The 23,840-nt window shown below is 59.0% G+C and carries 21 protein-coding genes; 5 read left to right on the top strand and 16 right to left on the bottom strand.

Annotated elements, in window-relative coordinates:
* Positions 1-42 precede the first annotated feature (42 nt).
* The 5 genes from ACY8FN_RS05660 to yacG all read left to right on the top strand — a co-directional run bounded on the left by ACY8FN_RS05660 (position 43) and on the right by yacG (position 3,885).
* A complete protein-coding gene (locus ACY8FN_RS05660; protein WP_068978945.1) occupies positions 43-1,284 on the top strand; it encodes a type II secretion system F family protein in 1,242 nt (413 codons plus the stop codon).
* A 143-nt stretch (positions 1,285-1,427) separates the two neighbouring features.
* Entirely contained in the window at positions 1,428-2,300 is an 873-nt protein-coding gene (locus tag ACY8FN_RS05655) for a prepilin peptidase (protein WP_463099438.1), read from the top strand.
* 3 nt (positions 2,301-2,303) lie between these two features.
* The gene (gene coaE, locus ACY8FN_RS05650) at positions 2,304-2,918 is read left to right on the top strand and encodes a dephospho-CoA kinase (protein WP_463099437.1); all 615 of its coding nucleotides are present in this window, start codon (positions 2,304-2,306) and stop codon (positions 2,916-2,918) included.
* 37 nt (positions 2,919-2,955) lie between these two features.
* Positions 2,956-3,678: a cell division protein ZapD gene (gene zapD / locus ACY8FN_RS05645; RefSeq protein WP_162515526.1), complete on the top strand. Its 723-nt coding sequence runs from the start codon at positions 2,956-2,958 to the stop codon at positions 3,676-3,678.
* Positions 3,679-3,690: 12 nt separating this feature from the next.
* Positions 3,691-3,885 (top strand): DNA gyrase inhibitor YacG, encoded by a 195-nt coding sequence (gene yacG, locus ACY8FN_RS05640; protein ID WP_042019568.1) that lies wholly within the window; start codon positions 3,691-3,693, stop codon positions 3,883-3,885.
* 70 nt (positions 3,886-3,955) lie between these two features.
* Here the strand turns inward: yacG and mutT are convergent, their stop codons facing one another.
* The 16 genes from mutT to ftsL all read right to left on the bottom strand — a co-directional run bounded on the left by mutT (position 3,956) and on the right by ftsL (position 23,837).
* A complete protein-coding gene (mutT, locus tag ACY8FN_RS05635) occupies positions 3,956-4,360 on the bottom strand; it encodes an 8-oxo-dGTP diphosphatase MutT (protein ID WP_101320360.1) in 405 nt (134 codons plus the stop codon).
* A 165-nt stretch (positions 4,361-4,525) separates the two neighbouring features.
* Entirely contained in the window at positions 4,526-7,246 is a 2,721-nt protein-coding gene (gene secA, locus ACY8FN_RS05630; RefSeq protein WP_463099436.1) for a preprotein translocase subunit SecA, read from the bottom strand.
* Between the two features lie 58 nt (positions 7,247-7,304).
* Complete coding sequence (locus ACY8FN_RS05625) at positions 7,305-8,210, bottom strand: M23 family metallopeptidase (protein WP_101320356.1); 906 nt, start codon at positions 8,208-8,210, stop codon at positions 7,305-7,307.
* A 140-nt stretch (positions 8,211-8,350) separates the two neighbouring features.
* The gene (gene lpxC, locus ACY8FN_RS05620) at positions 8,351-9,274 is read right to left on the bottom strand and encodes a UDP-3-O-acyl-N-acetylglucosamine deacetylase (protein ID WP_005336146.1); all 924 of its coding nucleotides are present in this window, start codon (positions 9,272-9,274) and stop codon (positions 8,351-8,353) included.
* A 99-nt stretch (positions 9,275-9,373) separates the two neighbouring features.
* Positions 9,374-10,525, bottom strand: a complete 1,152-nt coding sequence (gene ftsZ, locus ACY8FN_RS05615; RefSeq protein ID WP_042019576.1) for a cell division protein FtsZ — start codon at positions 10,523-10,525, stop codon at positions 9,374-9,376.
* Between the two features lie 39 nt (positions 10,526-10,564).
* On the bottom strand, positions 10,565-11,824 hold the full coding sequence (gene ftsA, locus ACY8FN_RS05610; RefSeq protein ID WP_042019577.1) for a cell division protein FtsA: 1,260 nt from the start codon (positions 11,822-11,824) through the stop codon (positions 10,565-10,567).
* Positions 11,805-12,557: a cell division protein FtsQ/DivIB gene (locus ACY8FN_RS05605; protein ID WP_042019579.1), complete on the bottom strand. Its 753-nt coding sequence runs from the start codon at positions 12,555-12,557 to the stop codon at positions 11,805-11,807. The genes ftsA and ACY8FN_RS05605 overlap by 20 nt, the downstream gene beginning before the upstream one ends.
* A 97-nt stretch (positions 12,558-12,654) precedes the next feature.
* Positions 12,655-14,109, bottom strand: coding sequence for a UDP-N-acetylmuramate--L-alanine ligase (gene murC, locus ACY8FN_RS05600; protein WP_101326111.1), 1,455 nt, complete (start codon positions 14,107-14,109; stop codon positions 12,655-12,657).
* A gap of 111 nt (positions 14,110-14,220) precedes the next feature.
* Positions 14,221-15,303: an undecaprenyldiphospho-muramoylpentapeptide beta-N-acetylglucosaminyltransferase gene (murG, locus tag ACY8FN_RS05595; RefSeq protein WP_463099435.1), complete on the bottom strand. Its 1,083-nt coding sequence runs from the start codon at positions 15,301-15,303 to the stop codon at positions 14,221-14,223.
* The gene (gene ftsW / locus ACY8FN_RS05590) at positions 15,303-16,484 is read right to left on the bottom strand and encodes a cell division protein FtsW (RefSeq protein ID WP_042019584.1); all 1,182 of its coding nucleotides are present in this window, start codon (positions 16,482-16,484) and stop codon (positions 15,303-15,305) included. Before ftsW ends, murG begins: the two co-directional genes overlap by 1 nt.
* Before the next feature lie 91 nt (positions 16,485-16,575).
* A complete protein-coding gene (murD, locus tag ACY8FN_RS05585) occupies positions 16,576-17,859 on the bottom strand; it encodes a UDP-N-acetylmuramoyl-L-alanine--D-glutamate ligase (RefSeq protein WP_463099434.1) in 1,284 nt (427 codons plus the stop codon).
* Positions 17,860-17,863: 4 nt separating this feature from the next.
* The gene (mraY, locus tag ACY8FN_RS05580) at positions 17,864-18,946 is read right to left on the bottom strand and encodes a phospho-N-acetylmuramoyl-pentapeptide-transferase (RefSeq protein WP_042019586.1); all 1,083 of its coding nucleotides are present in this window, start codon (positions 18,944-18,946) and stop codon (positions 17,864-17,866) included.
* Positions 18,940-20,295: a UDP-N-acetylmuramoyl-tripeptide--D-alanyl-D-alanine ligase gene (locus ACY8FN_RS05575; RefSeq protein ID WP_463099433.1), complete on the bottom strand. Its 1,356-nt coding sequence runs from the start codon at positions 20,293-20,295 to the stop codon at positions 18,940-18,942. The genes mraY and ACY8FN_RS05575 overlap by 7 nt, the downstream gene beginning before the upstream one ends.
* Positions 20,292-21,788 (bottom strand): UDP-N-acetylmuramoyl-L-alanyl-D-glutamate--2,6-diaminopimelate ligase, encoded by a 1,497-nt coding sequence (murE, locus tag ACY8FN_RS05570; RefSeq protein WP_463099432.1) that lies wholly within the window; start codon positions 21,786-21,788, stop codon positions 20,292-20,294. Before murE ends, ACY8FN_RS05575 begins: the two co-directional genes overlap by 4 nt.
* Positions 21,772-23,526, bottom strand: coding sequence for a penicillin-binding transpeptidase domain-containing protein (locus ACY8FN_RS05565; protein ID WP_101320345.1), 1,755 nt, complete (start codon positions 23,524-23,526; stop codon positions 21,772-21,774). Before ACY8FN_RS05565 ends, murE begins: the two co-directional genes overlap by 17 nt.
* A complete protein-coding gene (gene ftsL, locus ACY8FN_RS05560; protein WP_042019590.1) occupies positions 23,523-23,837 on the bottom strand; it encodes a cell division protein FtsL in 315 nt (104 codons plus the stop codon). Before ftsL ends, ACY8FN_RS05565 begins: the two co-directional genes overlap by 4 nt.
* Positions 23,838-23,840 lie beyond the last annotated feature (3 nt).

The following is a 23,840-nucleotide window of genomic DNA, read 5'->3' as shown; positions in this document are numbered from 1 at the left end:
AGAGCCCGGCTCTGACAACCAACCCCATTGCAGGATGCAGTCATGGCTACGCTAGCAAAAAAGAGTAATGCGCCCAAAAAAGTCTTCGCCTTCCGCTGGCACGGGGTCAATCGCAAAGGACAAAAAGTGTCCGGCGAACTGCAGGCTGACAGCATCAGCACCGTCAAGGCCGAGCTGCGCAAGCAAGGGGTCAACGTCACCAAGGTCGCCAAAAAATCCCAGGGGCTCTTCTCCAAGGGGGGCGCCAAGATCAAGCCGATGGATATCGCCATCGTGTCACGCCAGATCACCACCATGCTCTCTGCCGGGGTGCCGCTGGTGCAGAGCCTGCAGATCATCGCCCGCAGCCATGAAAAAGCGGCAATGCGCGAGCTGATGGGGCAAATTGCCTCAGATGTCGAGACCGGCACCCCGATGTCGGAGGCGCTGCGCCGCCATCCCCGCCACTTTGACGAACTTTATTGCGATCTGGTGGAGGCCGGTGAGCAATCCGGCGCACTGGAGACTATCTACGACCGTATCGCAACCTACCGGGAAAAATCGGAAGCGCTCAAGTCGAAGATCAAGAAAGCGATGTTTTACCCCGCCATGGTCATGCTGGTGGCCATTGTGGTGACCTCGATCCTGCTGTTGTTCGTGATCCCCCAGTTCGAGGATATTTTCAAAAGCTTTGGCGCCGAGTTACCAGCCTTCACCCAGTTTGTCATCGGCATCTCCCGCTTTATGCAGAACTGGTGGTACCTGATTTTTGGCGGTGTGGGGCTGGGGATCTTCCTCTATGTGCGCGCCTGGCGCGCCTCGCAAACGGTCAAAGACAACACCGACAAGTTTGTACTGACTATTCCGGTGGTCGGAATGATCCTGCACAAGGCGGCAATGGCGCGCTTTGCCCGCACCCTGTCGACCACCTTCTCAGCGGGTATCCCGCTGGTAGATGCGCTGATTTCGGCAGCTGGCGCCTCCGGTAACTATGTCTATCGCACCGCCGTGCTGGCCATTCGCAACGAGGTGGTGGCAGGGATGCAGATTAACGTGGCAATGCGCACGGTCGATCTCTTCCCGGACATGGTGATCCAGATGGTGATGATCGGTGAGGAGTCAGGTGCTATCGATGATATGCTCTCCAAGGTCGCCACCATCTTCGAACAGGAAGTGGATGATCTGGTCGATGGCCTCACCAGCCTGCTCGAACCCCTGATCATGGTGGTGCTCGGGGTGCTGGTTGGTGGCATGGTGGTCGCCATGTACCTGCCCATCTTCAAGCTCGGTGATGTCATTGGCTAAGGATGCGCGATAGACCCGCGTGCCCGAGCCCAGCCATTGCAACGCTCGATTGCTCTGCACTAACCAGACCGGTTCACACTGGCGATCCAGCAGGTCTGGTTTAACAGACCTTTTTTCACCCTTTGTTAGTAACGGTTGTTCTTATGCTTCTATTTATCGAGCTGGCTCACGGCTTGCCCTGGCTCTACCTCTCTCTGGTTTTTCTCTTCTCCCTGATGATTGGCAGCTTTCTCAACGTGGTGATCCACCGTTTGCCGATCATGCTGGAGCGGGAGTGGCAAGCGGAATATCGCGGCTACTTCACTCCCGATGAGGAGGCCGCTTCAGCAGAGCGTTACAACCTGATGGTACCGCGCTCCGCCTGCCCTCACTGTGGTCACGCTATTACGGCGCTAGAGAATATCCCGCTGCTGAGCTGGCTCTGGCTCAAGGGGCGCTGCCGTGACTGCCAAGCCCCGATCTCGGCCCGCTATCCGCTGGTGGAGCTGTTGACCGCCCTGCTCTCGGTTGCCGTTGCCATGGTGATTACCCCGGGTTGGGGCACGCTGGCAGCCCTGCTGCTGACCTGGATGCTGGTAGCCCTCACCTTTATCGATCTCGACAAGATGCTGCTGCCCGACCAGCTCACCCTGCCGCTGCTGTGGGGTGGCCTGCTATTCAACCTGCTGGGTGGTTTTGTGCCACTGGGGGATGCCGTGATCGGCGCCATGGCCGGGTATCTGGTGCTCTGGAGCCTCTACTGGGCCTTCAAGCTGCTCACCGGCAAGGAGGGGATGGGTTATGGCGACTTCAAGTTACTGGCGGCACTGGGTGCCTGGCTGGGCTGGCAAGCATTGCCCATCGTGTTGCTGCTCTCATCCTTGGTCGGCGCCATTATCGGCATCGCCCTGATCGCCTTGCACAAGCACCATCAGGGCAAACCGATCCCCTTCGGCCCCTATCTTGCCATCGCTGGCTGGATCGCCCTGCTGTGGGGCGATACCATTACCCGCTGGTATCTTCAGATGGTGCTCTAACCCATGTATGTAGTCGCAATTACCGGTGGCATTGGCAGCGGCAAGACCACCATCGCCAACCAGTTTGCCGAACTGGGCATCGAGGTAGTGGATGCCGATGTGATCGCCCGCGAGGTAGTGGCACCGGGTAGCACGGCACTGGCGGCCATCGCTGCGCATTTTGGCGCTGACCTCATCGATCCGGCCGGTCAGCTCGATCGTCGCCGCCTGCGCGAACAGATCTTTGCCGATCCACAGGCCAAGGGGTGGCTCAATGCCCTGCTCCACCCGCTCATTCGCAATGAAATGCTGCGCCAGTGCGCCGCTGCCCGCCCACCTTACTGCCTGCTGGTGGTGCCACTGCTGGTAGAGAACCAACTCACCACACTGGCCAACCGGGTGCTGGTGATCGATGTGGACGAAGCGACCCAGATTGAGCGCACCTGCCGCCGGGATGGGGTGTCAGCCGAACAGGCCCGTTTGATTATCGCGGCCCAGGCGAGCCGGTCGGAGCGTCTCGCTGCGGCAGATGATGTCATCGAAAACCACAATGGCGGCGAAATGGCGATTAAAACGCGGATTTTGGCGCTGCACGAAACATATCTGGCATTTGCCTCTCAACAAGCCCACCAACTGTGAGTACACTAGGCCGGTTTATGGCTGGCCAGGATTAGGCATGATTTACGATTTTCCTCTCAATGAAAAAAGCCGGACCTATCTTCGTCTGGAGTCTCTGTTTTCCCAGATCCGCGACAATCTGGAGAGCGACCAGCCTTGGGCACATATCGCCTTCTTCAAAGGGTTGTTTGACCTGCAAGAGTTGCTGGAACGGGGTGACCTGCGCGCCGATCTTATCAAGGATCTGGAGCGCCTCAGTCAGCGCCTGAGCCACTGGGCCAGCTTGCCTGACGTCGATCTGGAGCAGATCAAGCAGATGCAGCAAGAGAGCAGCCAGCTCTCCCGCAGCCTGCTCAAGTCCCCTCGCCCCGGCGCACGACTGAAAGAAGATCGCCAGCTTGCGGCGATCCGCCAGCGTTTCTCTATTCCCGGCGGCCTGTGTGCCTTCGATGTGCCGCAACTGCACCACTGGCTCGGTACCCCGGCCATTGCCCGTCACCAGCAGATGCAAAGCTGGCTTGCCGACATCAACTTGTTGATGAATTCCATTACCCTGCTACTGGGGCTGTGGCGCGACTCGGGTGCTTTCAGCGAACAGGTTGCCAGCAACGGCTTCTTCCAGGATACCGCCGAGAGCGCCGAGCTGATCCGCATCAAGCTGCCAGCCAATCTCTCTTGCTACCCGACCCTGAGCGGCCATAAAAATCGCTTTGCCTTGCGGTTTTTGTCCACCTCTGAACAGCTGGTTGGTGATGTGCCGTTCCAGCTCGCTTGCTGTTAAGGAGACATCCAGATGGTCACCAAGGTTAAGTGCCCGACTTGCCAAACTGAACTGGAATGGGGTCCACAGAGCCCGTTTCGCCCCTTCTGCAGCAAGCGCTGCCAGCTGATCGATCTGGGCGAATGGGCCGATGAAGAGAAGCGGATCCCCGGGGCGATCAACCCGGATCTGCTACCAGAGCCGGAAGAGGGTGATCAGTGGCTATAAGCCCGTGGTCACTCACCTCTGCAACATGAAAAAAGGGCCGAATGGCCCTTTTTCTTTTCTTGTTACCAGCTCACGCCAGGGTGGCCTGTAGCCGCGCCACAATCGGGCCATTGGCATCAGGGAACTGATAGTGGTGCAGCTCTGTTACCGGCACCCACAAGCACTCCTGCCCCTCTTTGCCGAACGGTTCACCACTGAAACGGGTCACCTTCCAGATATCCAGCAACACCTGTTTCTCGGGGTAGTCGTGCTGCAACTCCATGAAGGGTGCACAATCCTGCACCCGGATACCGATCTCTTCCCACAGCTCCCGATCCAGTGCGCCGAGCAGATCTTCGCCTGACTCCACCTTGCCACCGGGAAATTCCCAGCGATCCCCCTGATGACGATCGGAAGATCGTTTGGCAATAAAGATCTCACCCTGCTCATTCTCGATGACGCCAACCGCCACCCAGATCCGCTTTTTCTGTTCCATCTTGTTACCTTTGCACCATCTGCTTAATCAAGCTGCTCGATACCGCCAATCCCTGATTAGCGCTCACATCTGCTGTGGCTTGATATCGACAACCCTGGCGGTCTTCGCTCGTTTGATAAAAACAAGGCGGGCACCGGGCCCGCCTTGTTATGGCATTGCAATCGATCAGGTCAACTGACCATGGCAATGCTTGTACTTTTTGCCGGAGCCACAAGGGCAAGGATCGTTGCGGCCAACCTTCTGCTCGTCGCGCACGAAGGTGGTGTGACCCTCTTCACCTGCGGCCTCTTCATCGGCCAGCTGGCTCTCTGCGGTGGCGTGGGTGTAGGTACGGGGAGCGGCTTCTGCCTGCTGGCGCTGCTGCTCTTCCATCACTTCTACATCACGCTCTTGCACCTGAACCCGGCTCAGGATGCTGACGACATCGCGCTTGAGGGTTTCCAGCATCTGGGTAAACAGATCGAAGGATTCACGCTTGTACTCCTGCTTGGGGTTCTTCTGGGCATAACCACGCAGATGAATACCCTGACGCAGGTGATCCATCGCCGCCAGATGCTCCTTCCACAGGCCATCCAGGGTTTGCAGCATCACCGCCTTCTCGAAGTTACGCAGCACTTCGACCCCGACCAGCTCCTGCTTGTGGCTATAGAGCTTGTTGGCTTCTTCCAGAATGCGCTCGCGCAGCTTCTCTTCATAAAGCTTGTCATCTTCTGCCAGCCACTGTTGCAGCGGCAGATCCAGCCCGAAGTCAGCCTTCAAGCGTGCTTCCAGACCGGCGACATCCCACATCTCTTCCAGTGACTGGGGCGGAATGTACTCGTCGATCACCGCGCCGTACACATCGTCACGTATGACGTGGATGGTCTCGGAGATGTCGTTGGTATCCAGCAGCTCGTTGCGCTGCTCGTAAACCACCTTACGCTGGTCATTGGCCACGTCATCAAATTCAAGCAAACTCTTGCGGATGTCGAAGTTGCGACCTTCCACCTTGCGCTGGGCGTTTTCGATCGCCTTGGTGACCCAAGGGTGCTCGATGGCTTCACCCTCTTCCATGCCCAGCTTCTTCATCATGCCGGTCACGCGATCGGAGGCGAAGATCCGCATCAGGGTATCTTCCATGGAGAGGTAGAAACGGGAGGAACCTGGGTCACCCTGACGACCGGAACGGCCGCGCAGCTGGTTATCGATACGACGGGATTCGTGACGCTCGGTACCGATAATGTGCAGACCACCGGCAGCCAGCACCTCATCGTGGCGCACCTGCCAGGCCGCTTTCAACTCGGCGACTTGCTCGCTGGACGGGCTCTCCAGCGTGGCAATCTCTGCCTGCCAGTTACCGCCCAGCACAATGTCAGTACCACGACCAGCCATGTTGGTCGCAATGGTGACCGCGCCAAGCTGGCCCGCCTGAGCAACAATTTCCGCTTCCATGGCGTGGAACTTGGCGTTCAACACCTTGTGCGGGATCTGTTCTTTGTTCAGGATGCCGGAGAGCAACTCGGAGTTTTCAATGGAGACGGTACCGACCAGCACAGGTTGGCCCTTGGCCACACACTGGCGGATATCTTCAACGATGGCGGCATACTTCTCATTGGCGGTCAGATAGACCAGATCGCCCATGTCTTTGCGCACCATCGGCTGGTTAGTCGGGATAACCACGGTATCCAGACCATAAATCTGCTGGAATTCAAAGGCTTCGGTATCTGCAGTACCTGTCATCCCCGCCAGCTTGTTGTAGAGACGGAAGTAGTTCTGGAAGGTGATCGAGGCCAGAGTCTGGTTCTCGTTCTGGATCTTGGTCCCTTCTTTCGCTTCAACCGCCTGATGCAGACCATCGGACCAGCGACGACCCGGCATGGTACGGCCGGTATGCTCATCGACGATGACGATCTCGTCCTTCTGGACGATGTAATCCACGTTGCGCTCAAACAGAGTGTGAGCACGCAGACCGGCGTTGACGTGGTGCAGCAGGCTGATATTGGTGGCAGAGAACAGGGAGTCATGCTCATCGAGCAGCCCCTCTTTCTTGAGCAGCTCTTCCACGAAAATCTGACCGTTCTCGGTCAGCAGGGCCTGACGGTTCTTCTCGTCAACCGTGTAGTGCCCCTCACCGGTGTACTCCTCGGTGTCTTCTTTGTCCTGCTTGACCAACAGCGGGATCAGCTTGTTGATCTGGGTATACATGGCAGAGCTGTCTTCAGCCGGGCCAGAGATAATCAGCGGGGTGCGGGCTTCATCGATCAGCACCGAGTCAACCTCATCCACCAGCGCATAGTTGAGCGGACGCTGTACGCGCTGCTCCGGCGAGAACGCCATGTTGTCGCGCAGGTAGTCAAAACCGAATTCGTTGTTGGTACCGTAGGTAATATCGGCAGCATAAGCGTCACGCTTTTGCGACGCATCCATACCCGGCACGTTGCAATCCACGGTCATGCCGAGGAAGGTAAACAGCGGACGGTTGGCTTCGGCATCGCGCTTGGCCAGATAGTCGTTCACTGTCACCACGTGGACGCCACGGCCGCTCAGGGCATTGAGGTACGCTGGCAAGGTTGCGGTCAGGGTTTTACCTTCACCGGTCTTCATTTCAGCGATGCGGTTGGAATCCAGCACCATGCCGCCGATCAGCTGCACGTCGAAGTGACGCATGCCGAACACCCGCTTGGAGGCTTCACGCACGGTCGCGAATGCTTCCGGCAACAGCTGCTCCAGGGTCTCACCCTGCTCCAGACGCTGACGGTACTCGGCCGTCTTGGCCTGCAGCTCAGAGTCAGACAGAGCTTCGAACTGAGGCTCCATTGCATTGATTTGTTTTACAATTTTGCGCAAAGCCTTGAGCGTTCTATCGTTCCGGCTGCCAATAATCTTGGTAAGCAGTGTGCTAATCATGGGTACCAACTATTTCTGGTTATAAAAGCGTTCCGTCATGGGAACCTGGAGAAAAAACCTAACCCCGTCCGGCACTCAGAAAGCGTGCGGGGTTGACCTGACGACCGTCTTTCAACACTTCGTAATGCAAATGGACGCCGGTCGCGCGACCGGTGCGCCCCATCAAGGCAATCTTCTGGCCCTGATCAACCAGGGTACCCACTTCAACCAGCAGCTTGGAGTTGTGGGCGTAACGGGTGACCAGACCATTGCCGTGATTAATCTCCACCATATTGCCGAATTCCGGATGACGTCCCGCCCAGCTGATAATGCCGGGACCGGTGGCCAGAATGGGAGTGCCTGGTTTACCGCGGAAATCGACACCTTTATGCATTTTGGCTCGCCCATTGAACGGATCGACCCGTCCACCAAATCCGGACGAGACCCAAACTCGTTCCTGTTTGACTGGCGTGCCAGAAATAAAGCCAGCATCGGTGATATGGTGATTCATGATGAAAGATTCAAGTACCGACAGCTGCTCTTCGCGGCTACTGAGTTGCTGGCTAAGGTGTTTCATCGAGGCTTGCAGCTCGTTGAGGTTCACTTCCAGCTCTTCATCATAAGAAGGGCCGCCCATGGGAGGCAGCTCTTTGAAATTGAACTCGTCAGGATCGAGATCAGCCTGCTCGGTCAGTCGTTCACCGAGGGCATTCAAACGGCCCAACTGACCCTGCATGGTGCCCACCTGAGCCGCCAGCATTGCCAACTGTTCACGAGCCTCGTCGCCACTCTGGTCGACAGACTGCTGCTCGGCAACGGCCAGCGCCACTTCCAGCGCTTCCATTTTCTGGTGCCAGCTCTGCCAGAGCCAACCACCACCAAGAATGGCCAAAGAGAAGAGAATACCGCCGACCCAGGCCAGACGTTGTTTGGGTAAGTGCAACTTGCGTCGCTGCTTGCCGTGGAGGATCAGGGTAATGCTCATAGAAATCTGTCTGCTCGGTCAGGTGCGGCCAACAGCCTGCACAGGAAATAAAACCGGGAGATAATCGGTATTAAAGGATGGAGTCAATAAATGACGGAACGTCGGTGCGGAGAGAGGACCGACGTTCCGTTGCACAGCTATCAGGCCAGAACCAGACCGTTGTCGTAGTAAGCGATAGGCGCTTTGTCGCCCTCACCCTCGAAGGTCACCAGTTCCCAAGCCTCCTGCTCGGCCAGCAAGGCACGCAGCAGCTTGTTGTTCAGGGCATGTCCGGTTTTGTAGGCACGGAACTCACCGATGATGCTGCGGTTACACATATAGAGGTCACCGATCGCATCGAGCATCTTGTGCTTGACGAACTCGTCCTCATAACGCAAACCATCTTCGTTCAGCACCCGATAGTCGTCCAGTACCACGGCGTTTTCCAGGCTTCCGCCCAGTGCCAGGTTCTGGGAACGCAGGTACTCGATATCGCGCATGAACCCGAAAGTACGGGCACGGCTGATCTCTTTCACGAAGGAGGCACCGGAGAAGTCCAGTACGCAACGCTGGTTGCGCCCTTCAAACACCGGATGCTGGAAATCGATCTCGAGATCCATCTTGAAGCCATTGCGATAGGGGTGGAATTCCGCCCACTTGTCGCCGTCTTCAACCCGGATGCTCTTCTTGATCCGCACAAACTGCTTGGCAGCATTTTGCTCACGGATCCCGACTTCCTGCAGCAGGTAGATAAAGGGATGCGCACTGCCGTCCATCACCGGGATCTCGGGCGCGTCAACCTCGACATAGAGGTTGTCGATCCCCATCCCGGCCAGCGCGGCAGAGAGGTGCTCAATGGTTGAGACACGGACGCCGGCTTCGTTGACCAGTGCGGTACAGAGCACGGTATCGCGCACCTGATCGGCATTGGCTGGCAGCTCTACCACAGGATTCAAGTCGGTACGCAAGTAAACGATTCCTGTGTTCACAGGTGCCGGACGGAACGTCATTGTGACTTTCCGGCCCGAATGCAAGCCGACGCCAGTCGCCTGTACACTCGTTTTCAAGGTTCTTTGTCTAATCATGGGTGTACCCTACACAGCTTAAATTCCGGACCAGATGGTCGTTGGCTGGCCATCTTAGCACAATCCTTGAACAACAAACAAACCAGAGCCATAAGAGGCTTAGTCAGCTTGCTTGCGCAGGAATGCCGGAATATCCAGGTAATCCGGTTCGCGACGAGCTTGCGGCTCGGCGTTGACCACCTTGGCCGGGGCTTCGTCCATCACGCGGCCTTGCATCATGTCGCTCACCAGCGGCTGACGTACCGGGCGCTCTTGCACCTGGCTGCTCTTGACCAGGGTGATGTCCGGCTTGCGCTCGGCACCGATACCGGTCGCAACCACGGTGACACGCAGTTCGTCGTGCATTTCCGGGTCGATTACGGTACCCACAACAACGGTAGCGTTCTCGGACGCAAAGGCCTTGACCGCGTTACCCACGGTTTCGAACTCTTCGATGGTCATGTCCATGCCAGCGGTGATGTTGACCAGGATGCCACGAGCACCGGCCAGATCCACGTCTTCCAGCAGCGGGCTGGAGATGGCTTTTTCGGCCGCTTCTTCGGCACGGTCATCACCTGAGGCGGAACCGGTACCCATCATGGCAGTACCCATTTCACGCATCACGGTACGCACGTCCGCGAAGTCGACGTTGATCAAGCCCGGACGGGTGATCAGCTCGGCGATACCCTGTACCGCGCCCAGCAGTACATCGTTGGCAGCCTTGAAGGCATCCAGCAGGGAGATGCCGCGACCCAGCACCTTCAGCAACTTGTCGTTGGGGATGGTGATCAGGGAGTCGACGTTCTTGGAAAGCTCTTCGATACCATGGGCAGCAAACGCCATCCGCTTCTTCCCTTCGAAGGAGAACGGCTTGGTCACCACAGCAACGGTCAGGATGCCCATCTCGCGCGCCACTTCGGCCACAATCGGTGCAGCACCGGTACCGGTACCGCCACCCATACCGGCAGCAATGAACACCATGTCAGAACCGGTCAGCAGCTCACGCAGCGCTTCGCGATCTTCCATGGCCGCATCACGACCCACTTCCGGATTGGCGCCAGCCCCCAGACCCTTGGTGATGCCACCACCGATCTGCAAGGTGGTGTTGGCACTGGAATTACGCAGCGCCTGGGCATCGGTGTTGACGGTAATAAACTCAACACCTTCAATATTTTGACGAACCATGTGCTCGACAGCGTTGCCGCCGCCGCCACCTACACCGATCACTTTAATGACGGCTTCGTCAGTGTGGCTATCCATAAATTCAAACATGTTGTCTCTCCGCTTTATTTGCCTGACTCAGCAAAATTCTTAGAACTCGCCACGCAGCCAGTTGCTAACCCGTTTGACCAGGCCACCGACACTTGCCTTGGCGGTATATTCTTTGTTGCTACCAGTGGCTTGATGGGTGCGGCCATATTGCAGCAACCCGACTGCAGTCGAGTACACCGGTGCCTGCACGTAATCACTCAAACCACGTATGTTCATGGGCTCTCCCACCCGGACCTGGCATTGGAAGACCTGCTCTGCACACTCCACAATGCCTTCGATCTGGGCTGCGCCGCCGGTCAAGACCACACCGGCTGCCAGCTGATGCTTGACTCCCTGCGCTTTCAGTTCGCTTTGTACCCGCACCAGCTCATCATTCACCATGGAGAGCAACTCGGTGTAACGGGGCTCAATCACTTCAGCCAGTGTCTGCCGTTGCAGGCTACGCGCCGGACGACCGCCGACACTGGGCACTTCAATCGTGTCTTCTTTGCTGACCAGACGGCCGAGGGCGCAGCCGTAGCGCACCTTGATCGCTTCCGCATCGAGCGGCGGGGTGCCGAAGGCGTAGGCGATATCGCTGGTCACTGTGCTACCGGCGTATGGGATCACCTTGGTGTGACGCAGGGCACCGCCGGTAAACAGCGACATGTCCATGGTGCCACCACCGATGTCCACCACGCAGACACCCAGCTCTTTCTCATCTTCGGTCAACACGGCATAGCTGGAGGCCAGCGCGGAGAAGATCAGCTGATCCACCCGCAGTCCCACCTTCTCCACACATTTTTCAATGTTGCGGGCCATGTCGTTGTGGCAGGTGATCAGGTGCACCTTGGCGGCCATCCGCACACCGGACAGGCCAACCGGATTCTTGATCCCTTCCTGATAGTCGATGGCGAACTCCTGAGGCAGCACATGCAGCACCCGCAGCTCGTCGGAGAGACGGACCGACTTGGCGGTATGGATGACGTTGTCCACGTCCTCCTGGGTCACCTCTTCATCGGAGATGGGCACCATACCGGTCTCATTGCGGCAGTCAATATGCTTGCCAGACAATCCCAGATAAACCGAGCTGATCTGGCAATCGGCCATCATTTCGGCCTCTTCTACCGCACGACGCAGTGACTTGACCACGGAGTCGAGATCATTGACCCCGCCCTTCTCCATTCCGCGGGAAGCGTGACTACCCATGCCGATGACATTCAGTTCACCGTCCGGCAATACTTCCCCGACCAGAACCGCCACCTTGGTTGTGCCGATATCCAGTCCGACAATCAAATTCCTATCTGCGGTGTTGGTCATGCACTTTCTCTTCGCTCTTCTTCCAGCCAACTGCCACTCCGGTGTCGTATCGAAGATCCACGTAGGCAACCTGCGCACGGGGTTCGATCACCGGGAAGGCATCGATAAACCGCTGTAACCGGAGCGCAATATCGTTGCGCCCGAGGAACAGCTTGATGTTGCCATCCAGGGTCAGTTCCCAGGCATGGCGCGAGGTCAAATTCACCCCTTGCAACGTATATCCTTTGGCAGCCAGCTGCGACTGGTACTGCCGACTCTCTTTTAACACCCGGGCAGCCTGGTCATCCGGCCCTGACAGTTGCAGCAGCGGCGTCTTGACTCTGTCCGGGGCACTGAACACCTTGCCCTTGGCATTGACGAAGCGATTACCATTCCAGCGCGCCGCCACATCCTGTTCAGTGAGGTAGATCTTGATCTTGTTCGGCCACTTTTTTCGTACCGAGACCTGAGCTACCCATGGCAGGGCATTGAGCCGTGCCTGTAATTCGTTGACATCCAACTCGAAGAAGTTGCGCAGCTCGGCGCCATCCAGCACGGCCAGCCGCAACTCCTCGGTTTCCAAATACTGGTGTTGCCCCTGTAGCAACAGCTCGCTCATGGGCAACCGGTTGGCATCTGTCAGCCAACCTTTAACATCCAGCGCAGTCTGATAGCAGCCCCATAACACCAGCAGGAAAAACACTACGCCTGCGATGAAGCCACCCTTGGTGCGCCCTTCTGCCCTTGCCTCCACCCGACGATCCCCGTGTAACGCGCTAAACCGGCCTTTTGACAGACCGGTTCGCCATTATATAGGCCCCGGCTTGGCGGTCAAAATACTCATTGGGCCCTCAGGCGCCAGATTTCATGCTATCTATGCTCAATTTCATCTCTCCGAGACGACGGGCAAGCGCCCCGACGTTGCCGGCACCCTGAGTCAGCACCAAATCTCCCTCGCCGATCAGGTCGGCCAGCACGGCTGGCACGTCATCTGGCGTGGCGACGAAGATGGGTTCGAGGTTGCCACGGGAGCGAATGGAGCGGCACAGTGCCCGTCCGTCGGCACCCGGGATCGGCTCCTCACCGGCAGCATAAACCTCCAGCATCACCAGCACGTCTACCTTGGAGAGCACGTCAGCGAAGTCCTCGTAGAGATCGCGGGTGCGGGTATAACGGTGTGGCTGGAATACCATCACCAACCGCTGGTCGGGCCAACCGGCACGGGCAGCGTTGATGGTGACCTTCACTTCGCTCGGGTGGTGACCGTAGTCGTCCACCAGCATCGCCTTGCCGCGACCGGTTTCGAACTCGCCATATTGCTGGAAACGACGCCCCACCCCTTCAAACTTGGCCAGTGCAGAGATAATCGCCTCATCGCTGACACCGTCCTCGGTCGCGACAGCTATCGCCGCTGCAGCGTTCAATGCGTTGTGAATACCCGGCAAATTGAGGGTGACCTGCAACTCACCGGCATCTTTACGGCGTACCCGGAAGCAGCTGTGGTTGGTGGTCTGGACAAAATCCAGCACCTGCACGTCGGCATCGTCGGCGAGACCGTAGGTCAGAGTCGGGCGGGCAATCTCGGGCAACATGCCACGGATCACCGGATCATCGACGCAGACCACCGCCAACCCATAAAAAGGCAGGTTGTGCAAAAACTCGATAAAGGTGGCTTTCAGTTTGGCGAAATCGCCACCGTAGGTTTCCATGTGATCCGCTTCGATGTTGGTCACGATAGAGACCATCGGCTGCAGATGCAGGAAGGAGGCATCACTCTCGTCAGCCTCGGCGATCAGATAGCGGCTGCTACCCAGGCGAGCGTTGGTACCGGCGCTATTGAGCAGACCACCGATGACGAAAGTCGGGTCACGGTCAGCTTCGGCATAGATGCTCGCCACCAGACTGGTGGTGGTAGTCTTGCCATGAGTACCAGCGATGGCGATACCATGACGAAAACGCATCAGCTCGGCCAGCATCTCGGCGCGGCGCACTACCGGGATCCGCAGTTCGCGAGCAGCCAGCAGCTCGGGGTTATCCTGCTTGATGGCGGTAGAGACCACCACCACGCTGGCTCCTTCGATATGCTCGGCACTGTGACCAACGAAGATGTGAGCACCCAATCCGGCCAACCGCTCGGTCACTGCATTACGGGCCAAGTCAGACCCTGTTACCTGATACCCTTCGTTGGCAAGCACTTCAGCGATCCCGCCCATACCGGCACCACCTATGCCGATAAAGTGAATGCGACGCACGCGGCGCATTTCGGGGATCACAGTACGCAGTTTTGCCAATTCAACCTTGGTCATAATCGTCTCGCTAGTCTGCCGCTGGCCGTGTGCTGTCAAAGGGCAGCTGCACGGCGGCATCAATATAGTCAGGTACAAGGCTGCACAGTGTCACCGCGGCAACCTTGCTCATCAATCTTTACCACTCTGTCCGGTTGCGAGTCGCTTGCACTCGTCCGCTACCCGCTCGGCCGCATCCGTAATAGCAACGCGACGGGCCGCCTTCGCCATGTTAAACAGGGTCTCCCGGCGACCAGCCAGCCAGGTCAGACGCGCCGCCAGCGAAACGGTATTCAACTCGGACTGGGGCAAGAACTCGGCCGCACCACCGTCGACCAGCGTCAGGGCGTTACGGGTCTGGTGATCATCCACCGCATGGGGCAGCGGCACAAAAATGGCGGCCACACCGGCGGCAGCCACTTCGGAAACGGTCAGGGCACCGGCACGGCAAACCACCAGATCGGCCCAGGCATAGGCAGCGGCCATATCCTTGATAAATTCGTTCACCTCGGCGTTGATGCCGTGTTGGGTGTAGGCGGCGGAAACCGTCTCGTCATTGCCTTTGCCGCACTGATGACGTACTGCAATCGGCACACCGGCCGCCGCCACTGCTGCGGGCACCTGCTCATTGAGCACCCGGGCCCCCAGACTGCCACCAACGATCAGCAAATTCAGCGGCTCGCTGCTGCTGCGCAGTTGCGGATCCGGCAAGGCCACCACTTCCGGGCGCACCGGATTACCCACCACAGCGGTGCGACGGCTCGGGGCGAAGGCCCCCGGAAATGCCATCAACACCCGCTTGGCGATGCGCGCCAACAATTTGTTGGTCATGCCGGCAGCGGCATTCTGCTCATGGAGCAGCAACGGGATGCCGGAGAACCAGGCGGCCACGCCACCCGGCCCGGAGGCAAAGCCACCCATGCCGAGTACCACGTCAGGGCGAACGGTTTTGAGCACCTGACGCGCCTGCAGGATCGACTTGACGATACGGTAGGGTGCCACCAGCAACCGCTTGATGCCGTTGCCGCGCACCCCCTGAATATCGATAAAGGAGATGGGATAGCCATAGGCAGGCACCAATTCAGCCTCCATCCGGTCGGCAGTGCCGAGCCAGTGGACAGTCCAGCCCTGGGCCTTCAGGCGATCAGCCACGGCCAGACCGGGGAACACATGTCCACCGGTACCGCCCGCCATCACCAATAGAGTCTTGCTCACTAAACCTCCCGCACGCGCGCCTGGGCTGTCGCCTGACGCAACTCAAAATCAATTCGAATCAACATGCTCACCGCCACCGTCATGATGATGAGACTGGAACCGCCATAACTGACCAGCGGCAGGGTCAAGCCCTTGGTCGGCATCATGCCACTGGCCGCCCCGACGTTAACGAAGGTCTGAAAGCTGAACCAGATGCCGATACCGATGGCCAGATAGCCGTCATAGAGCCGATCTGCCACCAGCGCCCGATGACCCAGCTTGAGTGCCTTGATCGCCAGCGCAAAAATCAGGAACAGGGCGCCGAGCACACCGACATAGCCGAGCTCTTCACCGAGGATCGCAAACACGAAGTCGGTGTGCGCTTCCGGCAGGTACTCCATCTTCTGGATGGAGTTGCCAAGCCCCTCACCAAACCAGCTGCCGCGGCCAAATGCCATCAGCGACTGGGTCAACTGGTAGCCACTGCCAAACGGATCGGCCCAGGGGTCCATAAAAGAGGTAACCCGTCTCATCCGGTACGGTGCGGCAATGATCAGCATCACTACCACCCCCAGCCCGGCACCGATCAGGGTGATAAATTGCCCCAACTTTGCGCCCGCCAGGAACAGCATGCCGAACGAGGTGACGAACATTACCACGGTGGAACCCAGATCAGGCTGTAACAGCAGTAAACTTGCCAGCACGCCGAATACCGCCAACGGCTTGAGGAAGCCGAACCAGGCTTCCCGCACTTCGCTCTGACGGCGCACCAGATAACCGGCCAGATAGACAAACAGCGCCAGTTTGCCAAATTCCGCAGGCTGCAGGTTGAAGGGACCGAGCGGCAACCAGCGCACCGCACCGTTGACGTTGCGGCCCACCAGCAGCACCAGCACCAACATCAGGATCGCCAGCACCAGCATAGGGCCGTTGTACTGTTGCCAGCGGGCCATCGGCACCTGCAGCACAAACCAGGAGATCCCCAGCGCCATCACCAGAAACAGACCATGCCGCTTGACGAACATGAAGGGGTCATCCCCTAGCGCAATCCCTTCCGGGATCGACGCCGAGGCAACAATGACCACCCCCACCGCCATCAGGGAGAGCGCCAGCAGTACCAGCTGCCGATCGTAAAGACCGGCAGGGCGCGCCGGTAACAACCAGCGCTGGAAAAGACCTGCTGCTGCGCGAAGGGCGTTCATAGCGCCAGCACCAGTTCAGCGGTAAGGCGATCACCGCGAACGTCGAAGGATGTGAAGAGGTTAAGCCCGTCCAGGCTGGCAAGGTATGCGTTCATAGCATCTGTACCATCTCGGTGAAGCGGTCGCCGCGCACCTCGAACGACTTGAACTGATCAAGACTGGCGCAGGCCGGAGCCAGCAGCACCCAGTCACCGGGCTTGGCATCCGCCGCCGCCTTGGCAACCGCGGCAGCCAGATCGGCCACCAGCTCAGTCTGCTCGCCCAGCGCCAGCAGCACCTCGGCATCCTGACCGAAGCAGTACATGTGATCGATCTGGTTGCCCAGCAGCGCCTGGATCGGGCCAAAATCCTGCCCCTTGCCCTGACCACCGGCCAGCAACAACAGACGTCCCTTGACCGACTCGCGCACCCCGGCCACAGCAGCCAGAGTGGCCCCCACGTTGGTGGCCTTGGAGTCGTTGATCCAGCGCACCCCGTTCACCTCCCGCACAAAGCGGGCACGGTGAGGCAAGCCTTCAAAGCGGCGCAGCACGGTGAGCTGGGCGGCACGGGGAATACCAACCGCATCGCACAGCGCCATGGCGGCCAGCGCGTTGGCTTGGTTGTGGGCGCCGACGATCTTCATCTCGTCCACCGCCAGCAGCGGTTCGCCATGCAGGGTCAGCCAGTAGCGACCATCCAGCGGGCAGCGGCCATAGCCATTGCAATCGAGGCCAAAGCTCTGCCACACCTGACCCACATCGGGCAGGGTTTGGGCATCATCGCGATTGACCAGAATATGTTTGGAATGCTGATGGATCTCCATCTTGGCGGCGCGATAGTCAGCCATGCCCTGATAGCGATCCATGTGATCTTCGGAGAGGTTCAGCACCACGGAGGCCGCAGCACGCAGGCTGTAGGTGGTCTCGAGCTGGAAGCTGGATAGCTCCAGCACGCAGAGATCCATCGGCTGCTTGAGCAACTCCAGCGCCGGGATGCCGATATTGCCACCGACACCAACTTTGAGCCCGGCTTCGGCAATCATCTCGCCCACCAGCGTAGTGACTGTGCTCTTGCCGTTGGAGCCGGTGATGGCGATGACCGGGGTTTGGGTTTCGCGGACAAACAGCTCGATGTCGCCGATGATCTGCACGCCACGCTCGGCGGCGGCTTTCAGCTCGGGAGTTGCCAGCGCAATACCGGGACTCGCCACTATCATGTGTGCCTGCTTGAGCAGCGTTTCATCTAGCCCGTGGATCAACGCCACCTCCGGCGGCAGTTGATCCTTGCCAGGCGGGTTGACGCGGGTATCCATCACCAGCGGCGTCACGCCACGGCTGAGGAAATAATCGACGCAGGAGAGTCCGGTTTTGCCCAATCCGATGATGATGACCATGGCCTTATCGCACCTTCAGGGTGGCAAGACCCAGCAAAACGAGAACGAGGGTGATGATCCAGAAGCGCACGATGACGCGCGGCTCCGGCCAGCCCTTCTTCTCATAGTGGTGATGGATCGGCGCCATGCGGAAGATCCGCACGCCGCGCAATTTGTAAGAGCCCACCTGCAGGATCACCGACAGCGTTTCCATTACAAACACGCCACCCATGATCACCAGCAGGAACTCCTGACGAACCAGCACGGCTATGGTGCCGAGCGCTCCGCCCAGCGCCAGCGATCCCACATCCCCCATAAAGACCTGGGCCGGATAGGTGTTAAACCAGAGGAACCCCAGACCCGCCCCGACGATGGCGGTACAGACTATCACCAGCTCGGAAGTATAGGGTACATAGGGAATGTGCAGGTAGTTGGCAAAATTGACGTTACCGGTGGCCCAGGCGATCAGGGCAAAGCCCCCCGCCACCATCACGGTCGGCATGATGGCCAGACCATCGAGACCATCGGTCAGGTTAACCGCATTGGAGGTGCCGACGATGACAAAATAGGTCAGCACAATGAACATCAGACCGAGCTGCGGCATCACGTCCTTGAAAAAAGGCACTACCAGCTGAGTCTGGCCATCGTGGGTCGCGGTGCAGTAGAGGATAACCGCTACCACCAGTGCCACCGCGGACTGCCAGAAGTACTTCCAGCGGGCAATCAGACCGTCGGTATTCTTGCGTACCACCTTGAGGTAATCGTCGGCAAAGCCGATGGCACCGTAAGCACCGAGCACGAACAACACCAGCCAGACGTAGCCGTTGTCGAGACGACCCCACAGCAGCACCGAGATAAAGATGGACGCAATGATCATCAGCCCCCCCATGGTCGGGGTGCCTCGCTTGCTGAGGTGAGACTCGGGGCCATCGTTGCGGATCACCTGGCCAAATTTGAGGATCTGCAGGCGACGGATCAGCCGTGGCCCCATCCAGAGGGCGACCCCCAGACCGGTGATGATCGACAGGATGGCGCGAAACGTCAGATAGGAGAAGACGTTGAAGAAGGTGAAGTGCGGGGTGAGCAATTCCGCCAGCCAGACTAGCATGTGGCTGACTCCTGATGGCCTTTGACCATCTCGACGATATCTTCCATACGGGAGCCACGGGCACCCTTGACCAGAATCGAAATTTCCTGATGTGTATTTATCATTTGCGCAAGCACTTCAAACAACGACGCCTTGTTATCGAAATGTCGGCCAGCCGCGGCATCTGCGGTGTGGCGACTCTCTTCCCCTACTGTCAGCACGGCGTCCAGACCGCACTCGCGGGCATGACGGCCAACCCGGGCGTGTTGCTCGGCAGACTCCTCACCCAGTTCCCGCATATCACCGAACACCAGCACCTTGAAGCCGCCCATGGCGGTCAGGGCATCGATGCCAGCCAGCACGGATTCCACGCTGGCGTTGTAGGTATCATCCACCAGAGTCAGACCACCCCAGCGCTGGACGCAGAAACGCCCCTTGACCGGCGCCATCTGCTCCAGCCCCGCCTTGACGGAGTCGAGGGATGCGCCAAGAGCCAGACAGCCTGCGGCCGCAGCCAGCGCGTTGGCCACGTTGTGGCGGCCCGGGATCGCCAGGGTCAGGCTCAGCTCGCCCTGCGGGGTCACCATTACGAACTCGGCGCAACCTTGCTCATTGAGCACCACATCACGGGCGTGGAACGGCTGGCTCTGATCCTCAATGGAGAAAGCGCAACCAATGCCGCGTTCCCGCCACTTGGGCCAGAACTCGTTGTCGGCATTAACGATGGCAGTGCCGCCTGCGCGCAGGCCCTCAAAAATTTCGCTTTTAGCGTAATAAATGCCTTCCAGCGAGCCGAAGCCCTCCAGATGGGCCGCCGCCACGTTGTTGATGATGGCGGCATCGGGCAGGGCCAGCGAAGTGGTCCAGGAGATCTCGCCCTTGTGGTTGGCGCCCAGCTCCATCACTGCAAACTGATGCTGCGGCTCAAGGCGCAGCAGGGTGAGTGGCACCCCCACTTCGTTGTTGAAGTTGCCTGCGGTGGCCAGCACCTCTCCTTCGTTACGCAGGATGGCGGTCGCCATCTCCTTCACTGTGGTCTTACCACAGCTGCCGGTAATGGCCAGCACTTTCGGATTGATGCGCTCGCGCACCAGCTTGCCGAGACGGCCCAGCCCCTTGAGGCTATCGGCCACCACCAACTGGGGAATCGCCAGCGGCAGTTCACGCTCGACCAGCAAGGCTGAGGCCCCTGCCGCCAGCGCCTGATCGCAAAAATCATGGGCATCGAAACGCTCGCCGCGCAGGGCAACGAACAGGGCACCGGCACCCAGGGTGCGGGTGTCGGTACTGACTGCGGTGATCTCGCCATCTTCACCAATCAGACGGGCATCGAGTACCTGCGCCAGCTCGGCAAGCTTGAGGGTCATCATGTGAATGACTCCAGTAATGTGTGCAAAGCGGCTGCGACGGTTTCCCGATCGCTGTAGTGCCGCTTGTCGGTTCCAATGATCTGATAATCCTCGTGGCCCTTACCGGCCACCAGGATGATGTCCTGTTTGCTCGCCTGACCGATGGCCAGCGCTATCGCCTTGACCCGGTCGTGCTCCACCTGCACCGCAGCAGGATCGCGAAGACCCGCCACCATGTCGGCCATGATCCGGGCCGGCTCCTCGGTACGGGGATTGTCGTCGGTCAGGATCACGCGATCCGCATACTGCTCGGCCATCGCCGCCATCATGGGGCGCTTGCCGCGATCGCGGTCGCCGCCACAGCCGACCAGACACCAGAGCTGACCTTGGCAGTGCACCCGCAGGGCCTGCAATGCCTTCTCCAGCGCGTCCGGGGTATGGGCGTAATCAACCACAGCCAGCGGGGTATCACCACCGCCGAAACACTCCATGCGGCCGGTCACCGGCTGCAATTGGGGGGCGGTCGCCAACAACTCGTTGAAGTCGTAACCGAGCACCAGCATAACCCCCATCGCCGCCAGCACATTGCTGACGTTGAAGCGCCCGAGCAAGGGGGCGGATAATACACCATTCCCCCAGCTGGAGTTAATCTGCGCACGAAAACCTTGCTGGTGAAAATCGAGCTGCTGCGCCGTTAATTGACGGCCGACATGATTTTCAATTGGGCCACCCACGCTAAAGGCCACCGCCGTCGGGTATTTTTCGAGCCAGTTGGCGCCCAGCTCGTCATCTCGGTTTATCACTGCATTCGGCTCATCGACCAGTTGCAGCAGTTGCTCCTTGGCGGCGCCATAGGCTGCCATAGTGCCGTGATAGTCAAGATGATCCCGGCTCAGGTTGGTGAAGACGGCGGCGGCAAAGGGCAGCGCGGCGACACGATGCTGCACCAGCCCGTGGCTGGAGACCTCCATCGCCACCAGATCAGCCCCCTGCTCTTGCAGCGCAGCCAACGTGGACTGCACCTGCACGGCGCTGCCGGTGGTGTTTTCCGCTTCGATCAGCTTGCCAAACAGGCCGTTGCCGATGGTGCCCATCACCCCAGCCTTGCCACTCAGCAGGGTGCGCCAGTTGGCGACCAGCAGCGCCGTGGTGCTCTTGCCGTTGGTGCCGGTGATGCCAACCAGCGCCAGTTTTTTGGCCGGCTGATGGTAGAAATACCCGGAGAGAGCAGAAAGATGAGCGGGCAGATCCCGCATCCCGATACAGGGAACCGGAGTCGATGGTGGGATAAATTCACCATCCTCCTCAAACACAACAGCGGTCGCTCCCTGAGCCACCGCCTGTTCGATAAAGCGTCTGCCATCCACCTGATGACCACGAATGGCCACGAAGAGCGAGCCGGGGCCGACCCGCCGACTATCCAGCTGGATATCGGTCAGGGTGAGCGCCGGCGCCTGGATACCGAAGGGGCGCAGTAATGCATCAAGTACGCGGTACTCATGTGCGCGGGACAAGGGAAGCCTCCGTACGGGCAAGTTTGGTGGGCACCGCTGTGGGCACCGCATCGGGACGAATATTGAAGAGCTGCAGCACCCCGCCCATGGCCTCTGCAAACGGTGGGGTCGCCACGGCGCCACCATAATAGGCGCTGCCTTTCGGCTCGTTGATCACCACCACCATGACGAAACGAGGGTCACTGGCTGGGGCGAAACCGGCAAACCAGGCCATGTAATCCTTGCCATAGCCACCGGCGACGGCGACCTTGGCGGTACCACTCTTGCCGCCGACCCGATAGCCCGGGATCTTGGCCTTGGGAATGGCGTTGTCGACCACATACTCCAGCGCCTGCAACATGGCAGAGGCGTTGTTGTGGTCGATCACCTGCTCACCCTTGGGCGGCGTGGTGACCTTGACGATGGAGAGCGGCACCCGCTTACCCTTGTTGGCCAGGGTGGCGTAGGCGGAAGCCAGCTGCAGCGGGGTGACCCGCAAGCCATAGCCGAATGAGAGGGTCGCCCGCTCAATATCAGACCAGCGACGACGCTGGGGCAGCATGCCGCTGCTCTCGCCCATCAGCCCGCTGCCGGTATCCATACCGAAACCGAACATGCTGAGGGTGTTGATCATCTCCTGCGCCGGCATCCGCAGCGCGATGCGCGACATACCGATGTTGGAGGAGTAACGCAGGATATCGTAGAGGTTGGTCGCCTTGTGAATACTGACGTCCTTGATCTGCTTGGCGCCGATAAACAGTGGCCCACCCGGAATGGTGTCTTTCCAGCTGGTCACCCCGGCCTGCAGTCCACTTAACAAAATCAATGGTTTAATGGTAGAGCCCGGCTCATAGGTATCGGTTACTACCCGATTGCGAACCCGGAAGCTCTGATACTGACCACGGTTATTGGGGTTGTAAGAGGGGGTATTGACCATGGCGAGCACTTCGCCGGTCTTGATATCCAGCATCACCATGGAGCCGGAGGTCGCCTTGTTCTCGTCGGTGGCCCGTTTGAGGGCGCGGTAGGCCAGTGCCTGAACCCGCTGATCGATACTGAGTTGCAGATCGTTGGCGTTCTTGCCCTCTTTGACGACACCAAGGCGTTCAATTACGCGACCCTGACGGTCCTTGCGCACCCGCATTTCGCCAGAGGTGGCCGTCAGCCACTCGTTGTAGCTTCGCTCGATACCCTCTATGCCGTTGTCATCGATGTTGGTCACCCCCACCAAATGGGCGCTGATCTCGCCAGTCGGGTAGAAACGGCGCGCTTCAGGGCGCAGGTAGACCCCACCCAGCTTCAACCCCTTGATATACTCGGCAACCGCAGGCGTCACCTGACGCTGAAGGTAGACGAAACGCTTACTGGGGTTGGCAAGGCGGTGCTTGAGCGTATTGATGTCGAGTTTCAGCACTGCTGATAATGCCAGCCAGGCCCGCTCGTTATTGATGGCGCCGGACTCATGGACTGTTTTGGGATCGGCCCAGACCGCCTCGACCGGCACGGAAACCGCCAGCTGCTCGCCATTGCGATCGGTGATCATGCCGCGCACCGCCTGGGTGGAGGTGGTCCGCAGCGAACGCATGTCCCCCTCCTGACGCAGACGATCCGGGTTGATCACCTGGATCCACGCCAGACGCAGGATCAGACCCACAAACGCGATGCCGATAAATACCACCAGCGTGCGAAAGCGCCACGGATAGATCGAGGGCGCTTTGACAGTCGCTTTGGCAGCTTTGGCTGTAGCCTTGCGTTTCATGGTTGGGTAATTACCTTCTCGGTGGTCACCAGCGGACGTCCCATCTGTAACTTGTCCATCGCCAGACTCGCTACCCGGGAGTGTTCAGCCAGGGTGCCCTGCTCCAGCAGCAGATGGCGCCATTCGATATTGAGGCGATCTTCTTCGGCCATCAGATCGTTCTGCTTGGCAGTCAGACCCCGGGTCATGTTGGTCACCAAAATCACCGCAAAGGCGGTGACCAGCACGGCAACTGACAGCAAAATCTGCAGCTTGTGGCGCCAGAGATCACGGAGGATCTCCTTGGCCAGATGAACACGCACCTCGCTCATCGG

The sequence above is a fragment of the Aeromonas sp. 160P genome (assembly GCF_055193095.1).
The sequence above is the reverse complement of the archived record's forward strand: the minus strand, read 5'-3'. Positions and strand labels throughout refer to the sequence as shown.

Coding starts and splice junctions, on each gene's coding strand:
- lpxC (WP_005336146.1), bottom strand. CDS start 9,274: ATGATTAGACAAAGAACCTTGAAAACGAGTGTACAGGCGACTGGCGTC.
- ftsZ (WP_042019576.1), bottom strand. CDS start 10,525: ATGTTTGAATTTATGGATAGCCACACTGACGAAGCCGTCATTAAAGTG.
- ACY8FN_RS05625 (WP_101320356.1), bottom strand. CDS start 8,210: ATGAGCATTACCCTGATCCTCCACGGCAAGCAGCGACGCAAGTTGCAC.
- ACY8FN_RS05660 (WP_068978945.1), top strand. CDS start 43: ATGGCTACGCTAGCAAAAAAGAGTAATGCGCCCAAAAAAGTCTTCGCC.
- coaE (WP_463099437.1), top strand. CDS start 2,304: ATGTATGTAGTCGCAATTACCGGTGGCATTGGCAGCGGCAAGACCACC.
- ACY8FN_RS05575 (WP_463099433.1), bottom strand. CDS start 20,295: ATGATGACCCTCAAGCTTGCCGAGCTGGCGCAGGTACTCGATGCCCGT.
- zapD (WP_162515526.1), top strand. CDS start 2,956: ATGATTTACGATTTTCCTCTCAATGAAAAAAGCCGGACCTATCTTCGT.
- mraY (WP_042019586.1), bottom strand. CDS start 18,946: ATGCTAGTCTGGCTGGCGGAATTGCTCACCCCGCACTTCACCTTCTTC.
- ACY8FN_RS05655 (WP_463099438.1), top strand. CDS start 1,428: ATGCTTCTATTTATCGAGCTGGCTCACGGCTTGCCCTGGCTCTACCTC.
- ftsW (WP_042019584.1), bottom strand. CDS start 16,484: ATGAACGCCCTTCGCGCAGCAGCAGGTCTTTTCCAGCGCTGGTTGTTA.
- murD (WP_463099434.1), bottom strand. CDS start 17,859: ATGGTCATCATCATCGGATTGGGCAAAACCGGACTCTCCTGCGTCGAT.
- secA (WP_463099436.1), bottom strand. CDS start 7,246: ATGATTAGCACACTGCTTACCAAGATTATTGGCAGCCGGAACGATAGA.
- ftsL (WP_042019590.1), bottom strand. CDS start 23,837: ATGAGCGAGGTGCGTGTTCATCTGGCCAAGGAGATCCTCCGTGATCTC.
- ACY8FN_RS05565 (WP_101320345.1), bottom strand. CDS start 23,526: ATGAAACGCAAGGCTACAGCCAAAGCTGCCAAAGCGACTGTCAAAGCG.
- ftsA (WP_042019577.1), bottom strand. CDS start 11,824: ATGACCAACACCGCAGATAGGAATTTGATTGTCGGACTGGATATCGGC.
- murC (WP_101326111.1), bottom strand. CDS start 14,109: ATGACCAAGGTTGAATTGGCAAAACTGCGTACTGTGATCCCCGAAATG.
- mutT (WP_101320360.1), bottom strand. CDS start 4,360: ATGGAACAGAAAAAGCGGATCTGGGTGGCGGTTGGCGTCATCGAGAAT.
- yacG (WP_042019568.1), top strand. CDS start 3,691: ATGGTCACCAAGGTTAAGTGCCCGACTTGCCAAACTGAACTGGAATGG.